The sequence below is a fragment of the Sphingobacterium multivorum genome, assembly GCF_039511225.1.
Taxonomy (GTDB): Bacteria; Bacteroidota; Bacteroidia; order Sphingobacteriales; family Sphingobacteriaceae; genus Sphingobacterium.
In genome coordinates, this window is record NZ_CP154261.1 from 2,753,590 (window position 1) to 2,770,557 (window position 16,968).

At 38.4% G+C, this 16,968-nt stretch carries 18 protein-coding genes; 8 read left to right on the top strand and 10 right to left on the bottom strand.

All coding sequences use genetic code 11. From position 1 onward, the window contains the following. The first annotated feature begins 376 nt into the window (after positions 1–376). A complete protein-coding gene (locus AAH582_RS11250; protein ID WP_343322190.1) occupies positions 377–850 on the top strand; it encodes a hypothetical protein in 474 nt (157 codons plus the stop codon). Between the two features lie 39 nt (positions 851–889). On the opposite strand, the gene AAH582_RS11255 is transcribed toward AAH582_RS11250, so the two are convergent. Next, positions 890–1,174, bottom strand: a complete 285-nt coding sequence (locus AAH582_RS11255; protein WP_343322358.1) for a macro domain-containing protein — start codon at positions 1,172–1,174, stop codon at positions 890–892. Between the two features lie 270 nt (positions 1,175–1,444). On the opposite strand from AAH582_RS11255, the gene AAH582_RS11260 reads away from it, so the two are divergent. Beyond that, positions 1,445–1,831, top strand: a complete 387-nt coding sequence (locus AAH582_RS11260; RefSeq protein WP_343322191.1) for a DoxX family protein — start codon at positions 1,445–1,447, stop codon at positions 1,829–1,831. Positions 1,832–1,905: 74 nt separating this feature from the next. Here AAH582_RS11260 and AAH582_RS11265 read toward each other — a convergent pair whose 3' ends face one another. After that, a complete protein-coding gene (locus AAH582_RS11265) occupies positions 1,906–2,847 on the bottom strand; it encodes a metallophosphoesterase (RefSeq protein ID WP_343322192.1) in 942 nt (313 codons plus the stop codon). 585 nt (positions 2,848–3,432) lie between these two features. Here AAH582_RS11265 and AAH582_RS11270 point away from each other — a divergent pair. Next, positions 3,433–3,786: a winged helix-turn-helix transcriptional regulator gene (locus tag AAH582_RS11270; RefSeq protein WP_046676278.1), complete on the top strand. Its 354-nt coding sequence runs from the start codon at positions 3,433–3,435 to the stop codon at positions 3,784–3,786. Positions 3,787–3,866: 80 nt separating this feature from the next. Here AAH582_RS11270 and AAH582_RS11275 read toward each other — a convergent pair whose 3' ends face one another. Continuing rightward, the gene (locus AAH582_RS11275; RefSeq protein WP_343322193.1) at positions 3,867–5,057 is read right to left on the bottom strand and encodes a hypothetical protein; all 1,191 of its coding nucleotides are present in this window, start codon (positions 5,055–5,057) and stop codon (positions 3,867–3,869) included. Between the two features lie 221 nt (positions 5,058–5,278). On the opposite strand from AAH582_RS11275, the gene AAH582_RS11280 reads away from it, so the two are divergent. Continuing rightward, complete coding sequence (locus AAH582_RS11280; RefSeq protein ID WP_053003998.1) at positions 5,279–5,590, top strand: hypothetical protein; 312 nt, start codon at positions 5,279–5,281, stop codon at positions 5,588–5,590. Between the two features lie 51 nt (positions 5,591–5,641). Next, on the top strand, positions 5,642–6,166 hold the full coding sequence (locus AAH582_RS11285; RefSeq protein ID WP_053003999.1) for a CinA family protein: 525 nt from the start codon (positions 5,642–5,644) through the stop codon (positions 6,164–6,166). Positions 6,167–6,286: 120 nt separating this feature from the next. Here the strand turns inward: AAH582_RS11285 and AAH582_RS11290 are convergent, their stop codons facing one another. Then, entirely contained in the window at positions 6,287–7,468 is a 1,182-nt protein-coding gene (locus AAH582_RS11290; protein ID WP_046676280.1) for a glycosyltransferase, read from the bottom strand. A gap of 459 nt (positions 7,469–7,927) precedes the next feature. Here AAH582_RS11290 and xth point away from each other — a divergent pair, with 459 nt between their 5' ends. Both xth and AAH582_RS11300 read left to right on the top strand, forming a co-directional pair. After that, positions 7,928–8,713, top strand: a complete 786-nt coding sequence (gene xth / locus AAH582_RS11295) for an exodeoxyribonuclease III (protein WP_343322194.1) — start codon at positions 7,928–7,930, stop codon at positions 8,711–8,713. Further along, complete coding sequence (locus AAH582_RS11300) at positions 8,706–9,176, top strand: NUDIX domain-containing protein (RefSeq protein ID WP_343322195.1); 471 nt, start codon at positions 8,706–8,708, stop codon at positions 9,174–9,176. Before xth ends, AAH582_RS11300 begins: the two co-directional genes overlap by 8 nt. A 31-nt stretch (positions 9,177–9,207) precedes the next feature. Here AAH582_RS11300 and AAH582_RS11305 read toward each other — a convergent pair whose 3' ends face one another. The 6 genes from AAH582_RS11305 to AAH582_RS11330 form a co-directional block, all read right to left on the bottom strand. Next, the gene (locus AAH582_RS11305) at positions 9,208–9,627 is read right to left on the bottom strand and encodes a DUF6157 family protein (RefSeq protein WP_343322196.1); all 420 of its coding nucleotides are present in this window, start codon (positions 9,625–9,627) and stop codon (positions 9,208–9,210) included. Between the two features lie 115 nt (positions 9,628–9,742). Beyond that, positions 9,743–10,213, bottom strand: a complete 471-nt coding sequence (locus tag AAH582_RS11310) for a hypothetical protein (RefSeq protein ID WP_343322197.1) — start codon at positions 10,211–10,213, stop codon at positions 9,743–9,745. 94 nt (positions 10,214–10,307) lie between these two features. Beyond that, positions 10,308–10,802 (bottom strand): RNA polymerase sigma factor, encoded by a 495-nt coding sequence (locus AAH582_RS11315; protein WP_343322198.1) that lies wholly within the window; start codon positions 10,800–10,802, stop codon positions 10,308–10,310. 318 nt (positions 10,803–11,120) lie between these two features. After that, positions 11,121–11,519, bottom strand: a complete 399-nt coding sequence (locus AAH582_RS11320) for a hypothetical protein (protein WP_343322199.1) — start codon at positions 11,517–11,519, stop codon at positions 11,121–11,123. A gap of 56 nt (positions 11,520–11,575) precedes the next feature. Beyond that, complete coding sequence (locus tag AAH582_RS11325) at positions 11,576–12,061, bottom strand: adenylyltransferase/cytidyltransferase family protein (RefSeq protein WP_070560786.1); 486 nt, start codon at positions 12,059–12,061, stop codon at positions 11,576–11,578. A 15-nt stretch (positions 12,062–12,076) separates the two neighbouring features. Continuing rightward, positions 12,077–12,559 (bottom strand): adenylyltransferase/cytidyltransferase family protein, encoded by a 483-nt coding sequence (locus tag AAH582_RS11330; protein WP_046676287.1) that lies wholly within the window; start codon positions 12,557–12,559, stop codon positions 12,077–12,079. Positions 12,560–12,755: 196 nt separating this feature from the next. On the opposite strand from AAH582_RS11330, the gene treY reads away from it, so the two are divergent. Continuing rightward, positions 12,756–16,961, top strand: a complete 4,206-nt coding sequence (gene treY, locus AAH582_RS11335) for a malto-oligosyltrehalose synthase (protein WP_343322200.1) — start codon at positions 12,756–12,758, stop codon at positions 16,959–16,961. The last annotated feature ends 7 nt before the right edge of the window (positions 16,962–16,968 follow it).

Consider the following 16,968-nt stretch of genomic DNA (forward strand, 5'->3'; position numbering starts at 1 on the left):
GCTTCTTACAAAAAAAGGTTATCCAGCTATTGGATAACCAATGTTTTAAACAGATACTGGTAGGGTGTTTATTTTTCCAAATATCGTGAATTCTAGTGACTTATAAAGAAATTTTAAAAAGATGGACGTTTCTCTTTCTTTTAAATACGGCCAAGAGGTTGATATATGGTTACACTTTTCTTACTTCTCCTTTAAAAAAAGAAACCTGTATAGCCCATTTTATTCCGACTAATTTGTATCTTAATAAGCTGTATAGCCATCCGCAATTTCTTGTTTTAAGGCCTTAAATTGGGTTGTTAACTTGTTGGTCGTATTGGCTTAGAATCGCTATCAAAGGAATATTGCGACAGTTTTAAAAATAAGGAGAAAATACGAAATGAAAAAAATTATCGTCATTGCTATGTACTGTGTTGTGTTGTTTATGTCGTGTAACAATGGCGGTGGAGATAGGGAAAATGATGAGGTTGCTGAGGTTGCTCATAGCGGAATAGCCTCGGTCGTAAAATCATACTTTCTCTACCATGAAATAAAAAATGTAGACTATGCGATCTATATCAATGATGTATTGGCAGGACAATCTCACGAAAATGATGGTATTCCGGGGCCCTATAAGCTGAATCCGTATATAACTTCATCGGGCAAGCAATTTGTAAAAATGATCATATCTGCCAACAGTCGAGAAAGAGAGATCACTCCAGAAATATTGAGAAAAATCAGTCAGAATGCGGGTATATATTTGCTCTTAAATAAAGATTTTGAGCATATTAGGGAACTCAAAAAACTGCAATTTCCACACATTGATAAGCCTGTTCCTTCCTATGAATATAGATGGGAATTTGAAGCGGAGTAGTCTTAGTTTTATGCTAGGTTTATATTACTATTTGATTGATCAGTAGAAAGGTATCATCGTCAAACATACTATTTTGATCTGCTTAAGTGTTGTATCGGCCATCAGAAACGGTGTAATGACACCATTCCACACTGGTCCAACTGTATGAATTACATATTTAGCGGCTAGCTTGCCTGCAGTTGTGATGACGGCTTCACCTACCTTGCAGCCTCCTTGTTTAGCCCCAATGTTACGGCATCCTTCCAGAATTTCCGGCCCACCGCAGCGATGAATAGTAACTACGGTTATTTTGTTGTTACTATGTGACGTCGGATTGATCTTAATTCAAAGATATGAAAAATAAAATAGCAGGTTTAATCACTGCATTAGGGGTATAGCCATTGAAGTTAATGCCTCAGGTAAAAAAATGAAATAAAATATTGCGTAGTTACATAACTACATTTATATTTGTAGTCAAATAGCTACGCAATAAAAAAACGGTCAGTAAAAGAGCTGCTTTATTTTGGGTGGCAAGGATAATACCGGGTGTCGAAGATAGGAGAGGTGGCTAGGAATGTAAAGTAATTAACAGGATAATAAGTAAATCAACGCATTATGAAAAGAAATCGGATAATTTATTGGATAGCAACTATATGGTTGGCTGTAGGGTTATTGTCAACTGCTATCATACAGATTTTTAAAATTCAAACGGAAGGAGCAGGTGGGATACAAAATATAGACCATTTAGGATATCCGAGTTATATACTTCCTTTACTAGGAATCTGGAAACTATTAGCTGTGGTTGCCTTGCTTTGGCCCAAAAGACCACTTTGGAAAGAATGGGCATATGCGGGTATTTTCTTTACGGCTACTGGTGCCTTGTATTCGCATATTGCATCGGGAGATTCCTTCGCTTTAATGGCTCCGGCACTATTATACATTATTCTAATTGCTACTTCTTGGTATTTCAGGCCATCTGATAGGAAATTCGATTTGAAATAGTGGTGAAATCTGTAATGAATTTGAAGAGTTACCCGAAAATATGTACTGGGCGAAAAATTCATCAGGGACAGTATTTAACCTTTACTCTTCAGGTGAAATATGGTGATCTCCGGTAGTATCCCAACTCGGCTTGGATAATCTAGATAACCGAAGCCAACATTTACGTACAGTGCCTGATGCTTTTCACGGTAAAGGCCTGCCCATTCGCGGTAAGCATATTTGACTGGACTCCACTGATAATTCGGGTTGTTATAGCCGAATTGTCCCCCATGCGTGTGCCCGCTGAAAGTGACGTCGATTGTGGGATATTTGGGTAGGATCTCTGCTCGCCAATGGGAGGGATCGTGTGAAAGCATCAAATTGATAGGCGAGGATTTATCTACTTTAGACATGGCCAGGTCGATATTCCCATAATTTTGTGGATTATTTGCGCCCCAATTTTCGACGCCTATAATCGTAATCTTTTCGTTATTCAGTACGAGTTCTTTCGATTCATTGAGAAGTAATTGCCAGCCCAATCGTTGATGAATGGATTTGAGATTTGAAAGGTTTTGTTCTTTAGTCAAATGCTTCTGATCAAAGAAATGATATCGGTTAAAATGATAATCTCCATAATCATGATTCCCAAGTATAGAGAATGTACCTAATGGAGCCTTCACTTTATCAAATATGGATAAATAATCTTCCATTTCAGCAGCAAAATCATTGATTAGGTCCCCTGTAAAAAAGATGATGTCAGGGTTCTGTTCTAACAAAAGGTCAATCCCTCTTTTTACAGCAGTTGAATTAAATAGACTACCTGCATGTATATCGGAAATTTGGGCTATAGTAATTCCTTCAAATGATTTCGGTAAATTAGGTAAAATTAAATCGAGGTGGTTGACCTGGTACTTATACAAATCGAAGACAAATCCACGTGTAAGTGCAACGATGGGGACACTGGCTAACAGGAGACCACTTTTGACTATAAAATCTGATCTTTTTATGGAGGGTAAATTTCCAATTTGTTTCGGCAACGATTTAGTTTCTTTTATTCGTTTGTTTATTACGTTGAAAATATGCACAACCGCATCAATACCAATAAAAAAAAGACAGATAATCTTACCCAATAGCAACGAAACTGGAAAAAATACTAAACAGGCAGATTCAAAACTAGTCCATCTAAAAAATAAATTAAGAAATATGGATAGATAGGAAAGTATACTGATAGACCACCAGACTATGTTTAGTAGCTTTCGATTGGATTTCCAAGTTGATAATGTCTGTATTCTTAAAAATATTAGAAGATCTAAAAAAATGAATAGCATTAAAATTTTTAGATAGGCATAGAATTGTTGGATCATATTCGAAGTCTAAAATTTGAATCTGGCATATTTGGAATGAATAATTGGATTACCAAATCTAAAATAGCTGTTTTTCTCCATAATCATAATTTCAGTTTTAAATTATTTGCAAAGCTGATGACTATTAGCTTTGGAGCTATAACCTCCTTTCGCTTTGTGTCATATTATTGACGATTGTGGTGCCACAGATGTACAATAGAAGTCTTAAATTTGTCCCTATTTGCAGTGGATTGTATGCTATTAAAGAGATTTTAAATTATGGGAAAACGAAAAGAAAATTCGACCAATAGGATTAATGAACAGTATATTATTGAATGTGATTTAGCGTACGCTGTATGTAAGATCGGTGGCCGATGGAAGCTGTTGATACTTGCTAAATTACAGCATGGCAAGCTGCGATTTGGTGAGATTAAACAATTGATTACAGGGATTACAGATCGCATGCTCACTTTGCAGCTCAAAGAGCTGGAAAAACAAGGACTGGTTAAAAGGATTGCTTACGCGGAAGTGCCCCCTCGAGTGGAATATCAATTGACTGAAATTGCGGCAGAACTTATCCCTATTTGGTGTCAGTTGGAAAAATGGGGCGCCAAGCATAAAATGATAACATAAAGACGGCTTTGTTTTCAGCACTGATTTTTTATCGATACCTAATTCAAAAAAGTTTAGTATAGCCACAATGGAAATTTACACTAGGATGGTCTCTGAAAGATTTTTATTTCAGAGAACCGGCCTTGCTTTAGGTCCCACTTATATTCGAATGCAATGGAATAACCTAAAGATCTAATTTTCCACACTTGGTCTTTTTCATGTCCAACGATATAGTGTAAAAACCCTGACATCGCATTTTTTCCAATTTCTTCAACATCTTGATTAAAGGGGATAATGCCGTTTGAAAATGAAAATAGTTGCTGTGCAACTTCATCGGGTTGCAAAATATGGTTTTTTAAGGTTTTTGTCAATTGTATATTTTCATCAGAAGATAAGTGCAATTCTTGCCAGTTCGTATCCAAATCGCTTGCTTTTTCCAGAGCCTTGAGTATTTCATTTTGAACTTTTATGAAGCGGGGCTGATTTTTTAGGTAAAATGTACCTAATCGCTTATCAATAGTATCTAGCCATTCTTGAGGGCTGAGTTGTTGTATCCAAGTTGATGAATAGCTGTTCCAGCGTATTTCATCCATTGCCTGATAGAGTTTCTCTAATTCATTGGCTGGTTTCTGAATCACGAACGGGATCCCAAGTCGTAAATATTCCACTTTATTGGGTAGCGTATATTCCGAATTTTGGATAACCATCGTTTGTAGATTAAGGTTTAACTTAAGCATATAAAGCCTATTTACTAGCCAAATTTGCCAAACATCCTCCTTTAATTGTTTAGCGAAGACTTGATTTCCAAAGGCATAAGCTATTGTAGATTCGTTTGTTCCTATGTTCGATTGTTGGTAAATCATAGGTTGTATAATTCCGCTGAGAAGTCGCGCTATTTCGATAGGTCGATAACACTGTAGCAAGGTTACTGTCGTGAATTGTGGGGTTTCCAACATTTTTGACAGTTCCTCAGGAGGCTTGCTATCAAAAATAAATGCATTAAGTGCTGTTGGTGGAGCCTGTATTCTTTCAAAATATTTTTTGCGCAATCGTGTTAAGCCAGTATGTTCTTTATGAGCATATGCAACGATCGGGTTAAATAATGCATTTTGCTGTTCGGTCGTTAAGGTCGAATCCGTTATTTTACTTCCAATTTCAGTAATAAACTTCAAAAATTCCTTTTGCGTCTTTTCCTTTTGATTCCTCAGTTGGCGATCAAAACTCTGGCCTGTACAAATGAGCACCATTAATACGAAAAGAACAGTTGACAGCGCTATTTTTGAATATATCATGTGCTGATAGATTTTATCTCAATGTTAGTGTGCAAAGATCGTCCTTTTACTTAACATGCATATCATCTAAAATGTTTATGCTTAATTAAAGTTCGCTTAGATAACGAAAGAATATTAATTTATTACAAACGATCTTTAGCTAGAAGCTGTTTGGTTTTTAGAGAGATTTGGATTGGGCAATTCCAATCCATTCATACCGGGTCAGGGAAATTTAAACCATTATGGACAATAAAAATAAGGAACAAATGACGACAGCATATTTGCAAATTGTGTTAAAAATGAATTCTTCCAATAGGGGGGAATTGACAAGTACATATAATAAGTTCAAAGATTTATTTCGAGAACAAATAAAAGGAGCGAAAACACAAGAGTTGCTCTTCAGCGATGAGGATATACAGCTCTTATATGGCTTTGATACTTATGAAGATGCTGAGGCCTTTTTGTCAACAGAATTATACAATAATATCATCCTCGTTGCACTAAAGCCACTAATAAGCAATAATCCTGAGATTAAAATATACCATGTGGCATAAAGATAGCGTAGGCAATGCCTTCATATGTAAATGACCTTATATTAATATATAATGAAAATAGAGTTTCCAGAATTGTTACTGCGCGAAGTCGCTCAAAATCTCAAAGATGCTAAAGATGGTATTGCCGTTGCTGAAAGTGTGACAGCGGGATTGTTGCAGTTAGCCTGTTCACAGATGGAGGGAGCAATGGAAGTTTTCGCTGGGGGAGTGACCACCTATACGATTAATGCTAAGATAAAAATACTAAAGGTGGATGCAAAGGAAGCCGAAAGATGCGACTGCGTATCTCCGAAAATTACCGAAGAAATGGCACTTGCAGTAAGCAACCTGTTTGGTACAACATGGGCTATTGCCACAACGGGATATGCAACAGCCGTGCCCGAATCAGCTGGTAAATTGTTCGCTTATATTTCAATTGCTGAAAAGGACAAGATTATATCTACCGAAAAAATCGAACTTCAATCGAGCCTCAAAATGGAAGAAGCGCAGGCCATTTATACCATAAAGGCATTCGAAACTTTAAATAGGCTATTACGACTAAATAGGGAGAGTAAAAAGTCAAGCCAATCCGTTTGAGAATTGATTATCCGAAAGGCTGTTGAATTGGATGGGATGTACATAAAATAGTAAAAAGGAAGGGCTGTCCATGTTAATCACTGCCCTGAAAAGTTAGACTCCTCGGACAGCCCTTTAACTTTAAGCTTCTCTTTTCAAATCAAAAGAGAGGTATTTTTCATAATCAATTAAAGATCTTACCGGTGTTGTTACTCCATTTAGAAGTTCGATATACATTTTTGCTACGTTTTTCCATACAGTTTGTTCTCCGTAGCTGCGTGCTTTGAATCGATGCCAAGCGAGTAGTCGATGGGAGGTATACAATAATTTGATGTTGCCACGCATGGATTCTATGTCGTTAAACGGGGTGAGAATGCCACGATCATCTTTCAATAGATCTTTGGCATGCCAGTAAGGAGTGGAGATAACTGCAGCTCCCGCGCCTACTGCAAAAGATAAGGTTCCACTGCTTATTTGTTGTTCGTGAGGGTATGGGGATAAGTATATATCGCATGCTGTCAGATACTCTTTAAGTTCTTCATCCGTTAAGAATTTATCAATAAAAACAACTTTATCCTGTAAACCTAGTTGATTAACTAAATTTTGAAGTTCGAATCGGTAAGATTCACCTTCATGGGCAAGCACATTGGGGTGTGTTTTTCCAACAATCAAGTATTTGAATCCAGGAAGATCGATACCCGACAGGGATTTTATGGCATATTCAAGCCCTTTACTTCTTCCGATTAAACCAAAAGTCATCATCACAAAGTTTTGCTGTAAATTCAACCTGTACTTGGCTAACCCCTGATTATAGTCAAACTGCGGCACGCCATGCGGTATAACTTTAATTTTATCCGTAAGAGCCGAATCAAATTGCTCCTTTAACAATTCTACTCCCTTTGGCGATAGGCTGACAACCACCTGAGATTTTTCCAGAAGTAATTCCATAATTTCTTTCTGCTGCAATGAAGGGGTTTGCAGAATAGTATGAAATACGGTTAATAATGGTATAGTAAGATTGTTGGCGATTTGTGTGATGAAAATACCGTCGGCACCACCAAATATTCCAAATTCATGTTGCACAATACAATAATCATATTCCTCATTGATGATACGAGCTGCTTGATGATAACTATCAAGTCGATCCCGAAAGATGACAAAGCGTACAGATTCATTAAAATCCTCTAATCCCTGTTTAGATAAAGCGATGATGTCAATTTGTACAGTAGGATCGAATTCCATACCTTGTTTAAGATCTTTCGTAAAAGTTGCTAACCCACATTCTTGAGGCGGACAAGTACTGATGATTGCTATTTTTTTCATATGATTTAACCCTCCTTTACTGTATTTTGTACTTCTTCAACTGGAAGATCCAAAATGGCCATTAGCAATAAATAGTAGCCTTTTTCCAAACCTATTTTTTTTGCTTTCTTTTCAATATTTTCCATATCCGTACGCTATTTGAGTGTAAATTCTTTTGATGTAATTGAAACAAAATTTATACCTAAAGGATGTTTATGAAGCTTTAACCGTAGTTTTTGAATAGAAATAGCGTAGGGTAGCTAAGGAACTTCCGAAAAATACAGGTTAAATACGTATTTATAGCGTTGGAGAAATGAATTTATCGTCGTATCACTTAAATAGTCATTTAATCCCATACGAATTTCATAAATAAGTGCTGTTTTGCTAAAGATGTTCAATTTTCCTCGCTTAAATTTTTCTTAGCAGTTTCAAACAATAAAGAGGTTCCTTTGGTTGTTTATTTAAGTTAAAAATGAGTTCATGAAAATAGCCACCTATAATATTAATGGTATCAATGCGCGTCTACCGGTCTTGCTTCGCTGGTTGGCCGAAGAATCGCCTGATGTTGTATGCCTCCAGGAGTTGAAATCTCCGCAGGAACGTTTTCCACTGAAAGAAATTAATGCCATCGGGTATCATGCCGTTTGGCACGGTCAAAAAAGCTGGAATGGGGTTGCGGTTCTTTCCAAATATGAGATCGAAGAAGTCTCTAGAGCGCTTCCAGGTGATACCGAAGATGTTCAAAGCCGTTATTTGGAGGTTATGATCCAGCAAGTCGCGATTTGCTGTCTTTATCTGCCCAATGGGAACCCATTTCCCGGGCCCAAATTTGAGTATAAATTGACGTGGATTGAGCGCTTAGCTAAGCGGGCCAAAACGTTGCTTAGCATAGATATTCCAGCGATACTCATCGGCGATTTTAACATTATTCCAACCGAAATGGATACCTATAAACCTGAGAAATATGTCAATGATGCATTGTTCAGAAAGGAGGTTAAAGAGGCTTTCAGTCAACTTCTTGAAGCGGGCTGGCAGGATGCGATTCGTCGGCTTTTTCCGGATCAGCAGGTGTATACGTTCTGGGATTACTTTCGTCAGGCTTATAGTCGAAATGCCGGTTTGCGTATAGATCATATCCTATTAAGTCCTTCAATTCAGGATCGTTTAATTGAAGGTGGTATTGATCGCGATGTCCGCGGCTGGGAGAAAAGCAGCGATCATGCCCCTACATGGATTAGATTACGGAATAGCAGCAACAATGGCTAAAAAGATAAATACCAGTGCTGGATTGTTATTGTATAAATTTGAGGCGCTAGAAATTTATTTTTTCTTAGTACATCCTGGTGGTCCCTATTTTACGAAAAAAGATGAAGGCTCTTGGACAATCCCTAAGGGAGAAATCGATTTGTATGAAGATGAACTTGAAGCGGCCAAAAGAGAATTTATTGAAGAGACAGGCTATCTTCCCAGCGGAAATTTTATTGCGCTCCATGCTATTCAACAGAAAGGAGGAAAAATAGTTAAGTGTTGGGCAATTGAAGGAGATATAGATCCTGCTGATCTGATAAGCAATACCTTTGAAATGGAATGGCCGCCGAAATCCGGAAAAATGCAAACTTATCCAGAAATAGATCGCGGAGGTTGGTTTACATTTGCGGAAGCTAGGAAGAAAATAAACGAACGGCAGATTTCTTTTTTGGAGCAAGTGATTGCTCATGAGAAATGTTAATTTTTTTCAACACCATTTTATTGTGCAAGTGCTACCTAGTAGACCTCATTGCTTTAACTTTCGCTGTATTATCATCCGCTACAAACTTCTGATAAATTGCTGTTTCCATTCCATATAGAGCGATCTTGCCTTCACTATTACTATGAATCCCATAGCCATATATCTTCGTAAGTGGAGAGGCTCGCAGGCAAGCTTGGCCTCTAGAGAAAAAAACTGCTCTCGCTTCGGGATACTCGTCTGGACTGAGCCCTTTTCTTTCCGCATACACCTGGAAAATAATATCGTCAGATGTATACTGATAAGGTGCAGAGGCGATTAATTCATATTGTCGTTCAGCAACGGTTTTATTGCTTTTTGATGGTGGAATAGTACCTTTAACTACTTTGGTATCTGCAGCAGCTTCAATCAATGTGTTAAAATAATTGGTCGAATAGGTTTTCATAATTTTCATTTTTCTTTAATCGAATGGAGTCGCAAGGATAACAACAAAAATAATAGGATATCTTACGATTTGAAAGTGAATCGCAAAATATCCTATGATTTATTGATTATTATGCTCGTATGTTCTAGAGCGCAGCTTTAATAGCGGCTAAACAATCCGATTGGTATTTCATGATGTTATCTTTATCCGAAGCAGATATTTTTCCATCAGCAAGACTTTTTTCGATCTCATTTTTAATATCCAACAGTGATTTCTCTTTATCCAACGCTTGATCTGCAGACTCTGCATTGATGCGGGCCACCCAAGTCTTACCTAATTTTGTATAAAGCTCCTTGGCTTTATCATTAGAAAGGACGGGGGCTGTCACTGAGGCAATGGCTGCATTAGCCGCCGCTTTATCGGAATAAACAACAGCTTCTGCATCTTTCGTCGCAGCATCTTCGGAAGTTTTCATTGCCTCTTCATTGGCGTCGGCTGCTTTTTCCTCCGCATGCTCCATCTTCTCAGCCGCCTTTTCCTGCGGTGTTTGATTATTACACGAAACTAAAATCGCTGCGGTAGCTAGTGAAGCAAGTAATGTTTTGTTTGAAATCATAATATTTATTTATTTAGTGATAATATTTAAATAACAAGATTTATTTGTAAATAGTTTTAATTTTTATTTTTTTATAGTTTAATATACCGCTATATTAATGATATATTGCTAACTGCTTTTGCATGGTCTTTCGAATAAAATGAATGCGTGTTTTAATAGTACCTTCAGGCATCTGCATATATTCAGCGATTTCATAATATTTATAACCTTCTAGAAACATGTTGAAAATTTCATAATTATCTTCGGAAAGCTGACGCAATGCTTTTTGTATATCATCCTGGATAAATTTGCTGCTGCTTAAATTTGTTGAAACAGAATCCGTACTGGCTAAAGCTGCATACTCATGGTGATAGTTCTCGGTACGTTTTGTTTTTCTGTAATGGTTAATATAAATGTTGCGCATAATCACATACAACCATGAGCCCACCTTAGGGTTATGGATAAGCTTTTCGATGGATTTTAATGCATTAACCATGGTGTCCTGTATAAGATCATTTTTAATCTCCGGATCTGAAGTAAATTGCGAAGCGAAATTTTTGAGTAGGCTTCTTTTTTCTTTAAAAAATGAGTTTATCTCGATGTGCTGCATGTTGTTATTTTCTAAATGTTACGGCAATCATAGAACAACAACAGTGCAGATTTTAGTCAAAATGCTGCGTGTTGGAACGCTGAGACGATCTTTAGGTAAATATTACGGAAGATGTAATTTATACTTAATATTGGTCATGACTGTTCATTATCAGTATGTTAGAATCACTGTGTGAGTCGCGCCAACATAATCAGCTAAGGATTTAAAACCGTATTAAATTTTTGCGATTGGAATTTTCTCGGTAATGCCTCACAGTACACGTTATTTATACGCTTATCTCAGGTATTTCATTAAAAAACGAAGCCATCACTTGTTATACTAATGTGCGTTCATGAAGGGAGAGCGTACTGTTAGATTCCTAATCTGTGTAAAAAGCTGGAGAATCTCTATGTTTGGGGCTACATAGGCATCAACAAACCGTTGACATCGCTTCGCTTCTTTTAGCTGAGTTTGATCCACAAGAACAATAACGATCAGGTTTGGATAGCGATTATTTAGAAGCGAAAAGAAAAGGGCGGTATCTTTAAATACCAAACGATAATCGAGCAGCAGCAATTCAGGCTTTTCATGAATGAGAGAATTGCTGCTAATAGATTCAAGAGATGCTGCTTCTAGTACAACCCTTGCGGGACTTTGTACATGTTCAGAAAAAAGGATGCGATAGGCGAACAACTGCTTTCTCAAACTCGTAATAATACCGATATTGATTTTTTCCATAACGAACGATATTGTTGTTGTTTACAAGCCTGCAGTGTCTATAATTCATTGCTCCTTTATTGGGGTGTAGTTGAAATAATATTTGCGGAATGGCATTTTAAACTTGCACCAAAGCTCCTTTCCGCCTTCTCAATTTCTTTTTCACTCACAATTTTTCGAAGCGACTGACTTGAAAATCGGTTTTTGTTCTTGGTATAACAAATTTCAATTCCCTCTGAAATACAATAATCTCTGCCTGAAAAATCAACCATCTTATAGTCTTCCCCTATAAAGAATTTGTGGACAGGTAGTGACTGAAGCATATCTGTAATGTCGTGATCCGATTCAAAAGGGATGATTTCATCAACAAACTGACAGCCTTCCAATTTGATGAATCTTTCGACCATGGTCTGAGCCGTGTCATGGCCATCAGCTTCCTGTACATTTGAATCAGTTTTAAGTCCCACAATGAGATAATCACACTGACTCTTCGCTTCCTGTAGCGCAACAATATGGCCTACATGCAACATGTCAAATACGCCGAAAATAATACCTATAATCATATTTTTACTATTAGTTTATGCGTTTATGCGCTTTAACGCGTAATTAGCCCCATCGTTTATACTGACTACGGCGCCCTTACTAGTGTTTTCCTTCGATGCAATTATTCTTCGCAAAGACGAACTCGAGAACCTGTTTTCCCGTCTATTGAAATAAAGTCGTATCCCTTTTTCTTCGCAATACTGTCTGCCTGTAAATGCCTTATCCATATATTCATCACCCAAAATGCGAACATGTATTTTGTATGAACGTAAAACATCTTCTAGGTCCTGCTCAGTAGCGTAAGGGATAATCATATCCACATGTTTACATGCCTTTAATTGCATGTAGCGTTCAAATACCGATTGTGTCGGCTTGTTTTTTTCTGGACGATCCAGCGTTGGATCTGTCTGCAGACCGCAAATCAGAAAGTCGCACTGTTCTTTGGCATCTTCGAGCATCTTAATGTGACCTGCATGAAGCAGATCAAAAGCGGAAAACGTAATTCCTATTTTTTTCATATTATAATAATTTAAACTGCAATTATTGAAGAAGTACAGGTAGAACGCAGCTCAGAAAGATTCGTTTTAATTTTAAATTATTTTTTTGCCTTATTATTTTCAACACCCTTCCATCTCATTTCAACTTCCCTTTTTTGAAAAACGATTGAACTAAAATGGCTGGCTGGCGTTCTGAACTAAAATGAAATCCAGCGCTATGCAGACGAATAGAAATGTATCCATTAATAAGCCAAATACAACCTACAGAATTCAATTTCATAAAGCGTTTAACTTTGCTGATTTTAAGGCCATAATTCCTTACCTGCTTGATCTAGGTATAGATACTATTTATGCTGCACCTATTTTACAATCAACGCCGGGGAGTGTCCATGGCTATGACGGTGTTAATACGCATCAGATAAATCCAGAATTAGGTACACTCGAAGAGCTCAGGGCTATTAAGAAACAATTAAGAGAATCCAATATCAAGTGGATTCAGGATATCGTTCCTAACCACATGGCATTTCATCCAGCGAACGAATGGCTCATGGATTTGCTGGAATTTGGACAGTCATCAACATTTAGCCGTTTTTTTGATACCTGCTATAGTTCGAATTTATTTGAGCAGGGAAAATTAATGGTGCCTATATTAGCAAAGACTTTGGATGAAGCAATATCAGACAATGAAATTACAGTCGTTTCTTCCGATGATAGTCTTCGACTTTCTTATCAAGGAAATGTTTATCCAATTTCACCAGAATCCTATGGCTTTATATTGGGCGATTATTTACGGGACACACAAGCCGATTTTAGCGGCCTTTTGGTTCAGATAAATACCGCTCAAGCCAATGGAGATAACGAAGAGTGGAAGCAATTGCGTGTCCACCTCTTTAAAGATCTTTCGGATGATATACTTACGTCTATGCTACAACGCTTTAATGCTGACCCGGATCGTATTCTTGCATTGGTAACTAGTCAGAATTATGAGCTTTGTCCTTGGTGGCATACACATCAACGAATAAATTATAGACGTTTTTTTACGGTCAACGAACTAATTTGTTTAAATGTGCAGGACGAAGAAGTATTCAAGCAGTCTCATGAGCTAATCAAAACACTCGTTGACGAGGGGCTGATTGATGGACTCCGCATTGACCATATCGATGGACTTTATAATCCCACAGCCTACCTCTACAATTTGAGAAAATATATCAGTCCGAAAACGTATATCGTCGCTGAAAAGATACTGGAGAAAGGAGAGAAGCTCCCGCTCGAATGGCCCATACAGGGAACAACGGGCTATGATTTTTTATCAGTTTGTAATAATGTATGTTCCTGCCAGTCAGGAAAGAAAATATTGAATAACTATTATCGCAAAGTTACTGGCGAAAACTTATCAATTAAAAAAGATCAATATGCAAAAAAATGTAAGATTCTTACAGATCAGATGCAGGGAGAGGTCGACAATCTTGCCAAATCGTTAGCATCGCTTCTAGGTGTTGTTGACCAAGAGAAGCGGGATGCGCTAAAGGATATTTTAAAGTCCTTTATTGCACTTTTTCCGGTCTATCGGCTTTATGACGACTGCTTTCCATTGTCAATAACGAACTTCGAACTTGTGTCTTCACTTTTTGACAAGTTGATGAAGAACCCCGAGCTCGACCAAGAGCTGGTCGATCAATTCCGAAATCTGTTTCAGCAAGCGCAGGTAGCTTATCAATCGCCGAACCAAACTGCTTTGGTGGATTTCTTTCTCCGCTGCATGCAATTGACAGGGCCGGTAATGGCAAAAGGGGTGGAAGATACCTTGATGTACACCTACAACCGGTTTATTGGACATAATGAAGTGGGTGACCATCCGCAGAATTTAGGGCTTAGTATCAAGCAATTTCACCGATTTATGCAGGATAGGCAAAAAGATTGGCCGCTGTCAATCAACGCCAGTTCAACACACGACACCAAGCGGGGGGAGGATTCACGGAGCCGTCTTTTGGTCCTGACTGCTATGGCGCAAAAGTGGGTAAAACAACTGCGCATTTGGCAGGGTGTGGTCTGGAATGAATATCGAAAGGACATTCCGCACCCAAATGATGAATATTTCATCTACCAGTCTTTGGTCTCCTCTTATCCAATGGAGAAACAGGATGCGAAGGCAAATACAGCATCATTTGAAGAACGTTTTTTGGACTACTTGGTTAAATACCTTCGCGAAGGTAAAGAACGCTCAAGCTGGGAGAATCCAAATTTAGTTTATGAAGCTTCAGTTCGGGACTTCGCTTCTTTTTTGCTGGACAAAGACCGTCCTTTTTTTACGAGCTTTTATCAATTTATTGAGGCAGTCGCTGATTATGGGATATTGAATTCACTTATTCAGCAAATTTTAAAGTTTACTTGTCCTGGTATACCCGATATCTATCAGGGATCAGAACTTTGGAACTATAGCTTTGTTGATCCCGATAACCGACGACCTATAGCTTATGAATTAAGTAAAAGTCTCCTCGACACTATCGAAGAGACAGCCAAAGAAGAGCGAATTCCATTTTTATGGCGAAATAGACACGATGGAAGAATAAAGCTTTGGTTGGTAAAGGAATTGGTGAAACTGAGAAAGGACGATCATACACTTGCACCGGATAGCAGCTATATTCCACTGAAGGTGACTGGTCGATATCGGAAACATATATTGGCTTTCGCACGTAGGTCAGGGGATGAGTGGTTAGTGGTGATTTTACCGCTACATCTTGCCGCTATTGGTAAAATCTCAAAATTTGTGCCCTGTTCATTTGATTGGTCCGATACAAAAGTTCAGCTCTTAACTCATCGTTCAGTGACTTGGCAGCATATTTTGATGGATAGCAGTGGCGAAGGCACAGAAGTTTCCATCAATGCTATTTTTAAGGATCTTCCCATGGCGATCTTGAAATATAAAGATTCCACTCAGAAAAGGAGTTCCGGTGTATTGTTGCATATAAGCTCATTGCCGTCATCTTATGGGATCGGAGATCTCGGGAATGAAGCTCGCCGTTTTGTTAAACAGCTCCAACGTGGTGGCCAAAGCTGGTGGCAGATCCTTCCATTGGGGCCTACAGACTTAGCACAATGTTATTCGCCTTATAGCACCTTAAGCAGCAGGGCTGGAAATCCCTTACTCATCGATTTAAAGGAATTATTAAAATTTGGCTTGCTGAATAAGGATGAATTGAAGACCTTGAAAAAGAAGGGCTTGCAAACAATAGATTTCGCGGAAATAAACAGCTCAAAATATCGGCTCCTTGAAAAGGCATTCCATCGTCTTCCAGCGCAGCCTACGCATGAATTCTCCGAGTTTGTAGACCGCGAATCTTCCTGGCTTGATGATTATGCACTCTTCAAAGTTTTGAAAAATAGACATGACGATCGTCCATGGTATCAATGGCCAGCGCTTTATAAGCTTCGCGATAGCGCAGCGCTGGAAGATTTCGCCACTCGATTTGCAGATGAATTGCAACAGGAAAAATGGTTTCAGTTCCTGTTTTTTAGGCAATGGAGTGCGTTAAGAAACTTTGCGCGTGATTATGGGATTAGGTTTATAGGCGATATCCCATTTTATGTTGCCTATGATTCTGCCGATGTATGGGTCAATCCGCAGTACTTTTCTTTAAAAGCAGACGGTACTATAAATCATGTTGCGGGGGTACCACCCGATTACTTCAACGCCGACGGCCAATTATGGGGGATGCCAACCTATAATTGGAGCTCACTTCAAAAAGATGGTTATCAATGGTGGGTGGAACGTTTGTCACACAACTGTACGCTGTTCGATACATTACGGCTTGACCATTTCCGAGCATTTTCTTCCTATTGGGAAGTGCCCCACGAAGAAACTTCCGCAAAAAATGGAAGCTGGGTTGTAGGGCCAGGGTCGGATTTTTTTGATCATGTGAAAACTACGTTGGATCATATGCCTTTTATCGCCGAAGATCTTGGTGACATAGACGCTAAGGTATATCAGCTACGTAACGAATATAATTTTCCGGGAATGGCTGTATTACAATTTGCTTTTGGCAACGATATGCCCCATTCACCTCATATCCCGCATCAATATAACCGCAATACTGTCGCCTATACGGGCACCCACGACAATAATACTTCGCTGTCTTGGTTTAATCAAGATCTCGATGGAGCGGGCAAAGAAAGGATCAATAATTACTATGGGCAAATCGTTGAAAATACAAATCTAAATGATGTCCTAATACGTTCACTCTACGCATCCGTTGCAGACAGCGTCATTATCGCGATGCAAGATATCCTGAATCTTGATGGATCTTGCCGCATGAACCGTCCCGCTAGCACAGCTGGCAATTGGGTATGGCGTATGCAAAAAGGGGCATTTGCAGCAAACCACCAGGAGAAATTAGCTTACTACACGAAATTATACAACCGTTAAACATACA